Source organism: Streptomyces sp. NPDC040432 (assembly GCF_055595445.1).
The window spans coordinates 1-7,571 of sequence record NZ_JBVIVP010000050.1 but is presented as its reverse complement, the minus strand read 5'-3'; the positions used below and the strand labels follow the sequence as shown (position 1 = coordinate 7,571).

The 7,571-nt window shown below is 70.3% G+C and carries 1 protein-coding gene; it reads left to right on the top strand.

Translation table 11 applies throughout. The features are described 5' to 3' along the window. The coding region (locus tag ACZ58N_RS38630; RefSeq protein ID WP_471170284.1) for an SDR family NAD(P)-dependent oxidoreductase at window positions 1–7,571 on the top strand (7,571 nt) is incomplete at both ends.

Genomic DNA, 7,571 nt, shown 5'->3' with positions numbered 1-7,571 from the left:
GTCCTGTCCGGGCACTCGATCGGCGAGATCGCCGCCGCGCACGTCGCGGGCGTGTTCTCCCTGGAGGACGCGTGCACGCTCGTCGCAGCGCGTGGTCGCCTGATGCAGGCGCTGCCCGCGGGCGGCGTGATGATCGCCGTTCAGGCGTCGGAGGCGGAGGTTCTGCCGCTGCTGACGGATCGGGTGAGCATCGCTGCGGTGAACGGTCCGCAGTCGGTCGTGATCGCGGGTGACGAGGATGCCGCTCTTGCGGTGGTGGAGTCCCTCGGTGAGCGGAAGAGCAAGCGCCTCACCGTCAGCCATGCGTTCCACTCGCCGCACATGGACGCCATGCTCGACGAGTTCCGCCGGGTCGTGGAGGGGCTGTCCTTCGCCGCTCCGCGCATTCCGGTCGTGTCGAACCTGACCGGTGCCCTGGTCACCGGCAGTGAGATGGGTTCGGCGGACTTCTGGGTGCGGCACGTCCGCGAGGCCGTCCGCTTCCTCGACGGCGTACGCGCCCTGGAGGCGGCGGGTGTGACGACGTACGTCGAACTGGGCCCGGGTGGCGTGCTCTCGGCCATGGCCCAGAACTGCGTGACCGGGAGTGAGGGTGTCGCCTTCGTTCCCGCTCTGCGCAACGGGCGCCCCGAGACCGAGACGGTCGTCGCCTCGCTGACCCAGGCACACCTGCGGGGCCTGGACGTGGACTGGTCGAAGTTCTTCGCCGGTACGGGTGCCCGGAGCGTGGAACTGCCGACGTACGCGTTCCAGCGACAGCGCTACTGGCTGCAGCTCACGGGCGCGGCGCGCAGCGGCGCCGGCTCCGACCTGGATTCCCGCTTCTGGGACGCGGTGGAGCGCGAGGACCTAGAGTCGCTCGCCGACACGCTGGACATGGACGACCAGGGGGCGTGGAGCTCGGTTCTGCCCGGCCTGTCGGCTTGGCGGCGCAACCTCCGGACCCAGTCCGAGGTGGACCGCTGGCGATACCGGGTGTCATGGAAGCCGCTGACGGATGCCGGCGCCGGGGTACGGCTGTCGGGTACCTGGCTGGTTGTGACGTCCCCCGGGGGTGTCGATGACACGAACGTGGTCGGCGCGCTCGCCGGTGCTGGTGCCGAAGTCCGCCGGATCGTGATCGAGCCCGGTGTTGATCGTGCTGCGTCGGCCGACCTGTTGTCGGGTCTCGGGGCTGTGGGTGGTGTGGTGTCGCTGCTCGCGCTGGACGATGCCAGCGGGGTGATTTCCACTGCGGCTTTGATGCAGGCGCTGGGTGATGCCGGGGTGGGGGCGCCGTTGTGGTGCGTGACCCGGGGTGCGGTGAGTGTGGGTCGTTCGGATCGGCTTGTTTCGCCGGTTCAGGCGCAGGTGTGGGGTCTGGGTCGGGTTGCGGCGTTGGAGGTTCCTGAGCGTTGGGGTGGTCTGGTTGATCTTCCCGAGGTGTGGGACGAGCGGGCCATGGGCCGGCTGGCCGGTGTGCTGGCTGGTGGCGCCACCGGTGAGGATCAGGTCGCGGTTCGTTCCTCCGGTGTGTTCGGGCGTCGTCTGGTCCGGGCTGCCGCAGGTGATGCGGGTTCCTGGGTTCCGTCCGGGACGGTTCTGGTGACCGGTGGTACGGGTGCTCTGGGCGGCCGGGTCGCGCGCTGGCTGGCCGAGGCCGGCGCGGAGCGTCTGGTGCTGACCAGCCGGCGGGGTGCGGATGCGCCCGGTGCGGCCGAGTTGGTGGCGGAGCTGTCGGGGTTGGGTGTGGAGGCTTCGGTGGTGGCGTGTGACGCCGCCGACCGGGACGCGCTGCGTGCCCTGCTCGCGGCGGAGGCGGAGACGCTGACCGCGGTGATCCACACCGCGGGGATTCTGGACGATGGCGTTCTGGATGCGTTGACGCCGGAGCGGTTCGAGAGCGTGCTGCGGGCCAAGGCGGTCTCCGCGTTCAACCTGCACGAGTTGACGGTCGAGCTCGGTATCGAGCTGTCGGCGTTCGTTCTGTTCTCCTCGATGAGCGGGACCGTCGGTGCTGCCGGACAGGGCAATTACGCCGCTGCCAACGCGTACCTGGATGCTTTGGCAGAGCAGCGTCGTGCTTCCGGTCTGGTGGCGACTTCCCTGGCCTGGGGTCCCTGGGCCGACGGCGGCATGGCCGCCGACGAGGCGATGGACGCCCGGATGCGCCGGGAGGGTCTGCCGCCGATGGCGCCGGAGACGGCCATGGCCGTGCTGCGACAGAGCGTGTCCGGTTCGACCGACGCGGCTCTGCTGGTCGCGGACGTGGACTGGGACCGCTTCGGGCCGGCCTTCACCGTCGTACGCCCCAGCACGCTGTTCGCCGATCTGCCGGAGACCCGGCCCGCCGGACCTGCCGCGCGCGCCGAGGACACTGTGGCGTCGGTCGGGAAGTTCGCCGGTCTTGGTGCGGTCGAGCTGGAGCGTGAGTTGCTCGGGCTGGTCCGTGCTCAGGTCGCGGCGGTTTTGGGCCATGACGGTTCGGAGGCGGTGGGTGCGGAGCGTGCCTTCAAGGAGCTCGGCTTCGACTCGCTCACCGCCGTCGAGTTGCGCAACCGTCTGGGTGCGGCGACGGGTGTGACCTTGCCCGCGACGTTGATCTTCGACTATCCGACGGCTTCGGCCCTGACCCGGTTCCTGCGGGACGAACTCCTCGGTTCTCAGGTGGACATCGCGGGTCCCGTGGCTGTCGTCGGCAGGGCTGTTGACGATGATCCGATCGCGATCGTGGCGATGAGTTGCCGTTTCCCGGGTGGGGTGCGTACTCCGGAGGATCTTTGGCGGTTGTTGTCGAGTGGTGGTGACGCCATCGGTGAGTTCCCCGTCGATCGTGGTTGGGATCTGGGTCGTCTTTACAGTGCGGATCCTGATCAGCAGGGGACGTTCTATGCCCGTGAGGGCGGGTTCCTGTATGACGCTGCGGAGTTCGATGCGGACTTCTTCGGTATTTCGCCGCGTGAGGCTCTTGCGATGGATCCGCAGCAGCGGTTGTTGTTGGAGACGACGTGGGAGGCGTTCGAGCGGGCCGGTATCGACCCGGCCGCGGTGCGTGGAACCCAGGCGGGTGTCTTCGTCGGCACCAACGGCCAGGACTACGACTCGACGTTTCAGGTAATCCCCGAAGGAATCGAGGGCTTCCTCGGCACGGGCAACGCGGCGAGTGTGGTCTCCGGCCGTCTTTCGTATGCGTTCGGGCTTGAGGGTCCGGCGGTGACGGTGGATACCGCGTGCTCGGCTTCGTTGGTGGCGTTGCACTGGGCGGTGCAGGCGCTGCGCAATGGTGAGTGCTCGCTCGCCCTGGCCGGTGGTGTGACGGTGATGTCGTCGCCGGGTGCGTACATCGATTTCAGTCGTCAGCGTGGGCTTGCGGCGGATGGTCGGATCAAGGCGTTCGCGGCGGGTGCGGATGGTACGGGTTGGGGTGAGGGTGTCGGCATGCTGCTCGTGGAGCGGCTGTCGGACGCGCGCCGCAACGGGCATCCAGTCCTCGCGGTGGTGCGTGGTTCGGCGATCAATCAGGACGGTGCGAGCAATGGTCTGACGGCGCCGAACGGGCCGTCGCAGCAGCGGGTGATCCGTGCGGCGTTGGCCGGTGCCGGCCTGTCGGCGGCCGAAGTGGACGCCGTCGAGGCGCACGGTACGGGCACGAAGCTGGGGGACCCGATCGAGGCGCAGGCGCTTCTTGCCACGTATGGCCAGGAGCGGGCCGAGGGGCAGCCGTTGTTGCTCGGGTCGATCAAGTCGAATATCGGGCACACGCAGGCCGCGGCCGGTGTGGCGGGTGTGATGAAGATGGTTCTGGCGATGCAGCACGGGGTGTTGCCGCAGACGCTGCATGTGGATGAGCCGACCCCGCACGTCGACTGGACTGCGGGTGAGGTGCGGTTGCTGATGGAGCGGCGGGAGTGGCCGGAGACCGGTCGTCCGCGGCGGGCGGGTATTTCCTCGTTCGGTTTCAGCGGGACCAACGCCCACACGATCATCGAGCAGGCGCCGGACGCCCAGGGTGAGGCCGAGGCATCGCCTCTGCCGCAGGGCCGTTCGGGGGGCCTGCCGTGGGTCCTGTCGGCGAAGAGCGACGCGGCTCTGCGCGTGCAGGCCGAGCGGCTGGCGGCGTGGATCGCGTCCGACGAACACCTCGAACCCGTCGATGTGGCCTACTCCTTGGCCACGTCCAGGTCGACGCTCGATCGTCGAGCCGTTGTCCTCGCGGAGGACCGGGCGGCATTCCTCACCGGACTGACTGCCCTTGCAGCCGGAGAGCGAGTGCCGGGGCTCCTCCAGGGCGCGGTTTCGGGTGGCGATGTGGCCTTCCTGTTCACGGGGCAGGGGAGCCAGCGGTTGGGGATGGGGCGGGAGCTGTATGACGCCCACCCGGTGTTCGCGGACGCGTTGGACGCCGTCTGCGCCCGCATGGACGGGCTGCTCGAACTGCCTTTGAAGGATGTGCTGTTCGGGTCGGATGCCGCTCTGCTGGACGAGACCCGGTTCACGCAGCCGGCGTTGTTCGCGGTCGAGGTGGCGCTGTTCCGTCTCCTCGAATCGTGGGGTGTGCGGCCGGACTTCGTGTCGGGGCATTCGATCGGTGAGATCTCCGCCGCGCACGCGGCGGGTGTTCTGTCGTTGGACGATGCCTGCGTGCTCGTGGCGGCTCGCGGCCGGTTGATGCAGGCGCTGCCGGCCGGTGGCGTGATGATCGCCGTTCAGGCGTCGGAGGACGAGGTTCTGCCGCTGCTGACCGAGCGGGTGAGCATCGCTGCGGTCAACGGTCCGCAGTCGGTCGTGATCGCGGGTGACGAGGACGCGGCGGCTGCGGTCGTGGCGGCCCTCCCGGACCGGAAGACCAAGCGGCTCACGGTGAGCCACGCGTTCCACTCGCCGCACATGGACGGCATGCTCGCCGACTTCCGCAAGGTGGTCGACGGCCTGACCTTCACCCCGCCCACCATTCCGGTCGTCTCCAACCTGACCGGCGCCCTGATCACCGACGGTGAGATGGGAACGGCCGACTTCTGGGTCCGGCACGTCCGCGAAGCCGTCCGCTTCCTCGACGGCATCCGCGCCCTGGAAGCCGCCGGCGTGACCACCTACCTCGAACTCGGCCCCGACGGAATCCTCTCCGCCCTCGCCCAGGAATGCGTCACCCAGGACGACGCCACCTTCCTGCCCGTCCTCCGCCGGGACCGTTCCGAAGTCCAGGTCGTCACGACGGCCCTCGCGCAGGCGCATGTTCACGGCGTGGCCGTGGACTGGTCGGCGTTCTTCGCCGGCACCGGCGCCCGACGCGTCGACCTGCCGACGTACGCCTTCCAGCGGCAACGGTTCTGGCCCAGTGAGGTGGCGTACGCGACCGGGGACCCGGCAGCCATCGGCTTCGGCGACGCCGACCATCCGCTGCTCGGCGCGGCGGTCACCCTGGCCGACTCGGACGGGGTGCTGCTCGCCGGCCGGCTGTCCCTCGACACCCACGCCTGGCTCGCCGACCACACGATCCACGGTGGTGTGCTGCTGCCGGGCACGGCCTTCGTCGACCTTGCGGTTCGCGCCGGTGACCAGGTCGGATGCGACGTGGTCGAGGAGCTGACGCTGGAAGCCCCGCTCGTCCTCCCCGAACGCGGCGGGGTGCACCTGCAACTCGCCGTCGACGCGCCGAACGCCTCCGGCAACCGGGCGTTCGCCGTGTACTCCCGGCACCAGGACGCACTGGCGGGAGAGCCGTGGATCCGCCACGGGTCCGGTGTGCTGGCCGTTGGTGCCCGGTCGGAGGCGGCAGCCGGCTTCGACGCGCTGGCGGTCTGGCCGCCTGTCGATGCCGTCGCGGTCGATGTGAGCGGCCTGTACGAGGAACTCGCAGGGGACGGCATGGCCTACGGGCCGCTGTTCCAGGGTTTGAAGGCGGCTTGGCGGCGTGGTGGTGAGTTGTTCACCGAGGTGGTGCTGCCGGAGGACGGGCGTCGTGACGCGGCGCGGTTCGGTCTGCACCCGGCCCTGCTCGATGCCGGTCTGCACGCCATCGGCCACGGTGACCCGGCTGCGGCGGAGATCGGTGCGCGCCTGCCGTTCTCGTGGGCCGGGGTGTCGCTGTTCGCTGCGGGTGCTTCGGCGTTGCGGATGCGGTTGACGCCGGTGTCCGCGGATGATCCGCACACGCTGGCGTTGTTGGTCGCGGACGAGTCGGGTCGGGCGGTGGCGGCGGTGGAGTCGCTGACGCTGCGGCCGGCTTCGGCCGAGCAGGTCAACGCCGCCGCGGGCAGCCACGTGGACTCCCTCTTCCGCGTCGAATGGGTGCCCGCACCCACGGGCGACGCTTCCGCCGCGGGTCTTCGCTGGGCCGTGCTCGGCCGGGACGAGCTCGGGCTCGGCACTTCGGGCGCACAGGTCACCGAGTACGCCGACACCGCCGCGCTCGGCACGGCGCTCGATGCAGGCGAAGCGGTTCCGGACGCGGTGTTCGTACAGCCGTCCGCCCTCGGCGACCCCGCCGACACGGTCGGTTCGGTGCACGCGGCGGTGCACGCGGCTCTGGAGACGGTGCAGGGGTGGTTGGCGGACGATCGGTTCGCGGGGACCCGGCTGGTGTGGTTGACGTCGGGTGCGGTGGCCGTCGGTGCCAGCGAGGGTGTGCGGGACCTGGCGGCCGGTGCGGTGCGCGGCCTGCTGCGTTCGGCACAGTCGGAAAACCCCGGCCAGCTCGTCATGCTGGACGTCGAGGGCACCTCGGCGGTGGGCATCGCGGTCGCGCTCGCCTCCGATGAGCCTGAGCTCGCCGTCCGGGACGGTGTGGTCAACGTGCCGCGCCTGACGCGCGTGCAGTCGGCGGACGGCATCACCGAGATGCCGTCCGGGTTCGGAGCCGGATCCGGCACGGTGCTCGTCACCGGTGCCACGGGCAGCCTGGGTCGGTTGTTCGCCCGTCATCTCGTGACCGCGTACGGGGTGCGGCGTCTGCTGCTCACCAGCCGTCGGGGTCCCGACGCCGAGGGTGCCGACGAGCTGGTGGCGGAGCTCGCAGGGTTGGGTGCCCAGGTGGATCTTGTGGCCTGTGACATCGCCGACCGTGACGCGCTCGCCGCCCTGTTGGACCTCGTACCGGCCGAGCACCCGCTGACGGCCGTGGTGCACACCGCAGGAGTCCTGGACGACGGCCTGCTGGCGTCGCTGACCCCGGAACGGGTGGCAAGGGTCCTGCGGCCGAAGGTGGACGCGGCCTGGAACCTGCACGAGCTGACCAGGGACATGGACCTGGACGCGTTCGTCCTGTTCTCGGGTGCGGCTGCCGCGTTCGGTGCGGCCGGTCAGGCGAACTACTCGGCGGCGAACGCCTTCCTGGAGGCCCTGGCCGAGCAGCGTCGGGCAGCGGGTCTGCCGGCAACTGCGCTGGCCTGGGGCCTGTGGGCCCCTCAGGACGATGGTCCGGCCGGCATGGCGTCGACCCTCGACGAGGCGAACCTCCGCCGGCTCGCCCGCGAGGGCGTCGCCGCCCTGGCCGCCGGTGAGGGGCTTGCGCTCTTCGACGTCGCGATGGTGATGGGTGCGGCGGTGTTGGTGCCGATGCATCTGGATGTGGCGGTGTTGCGGGCGCAGGCGGT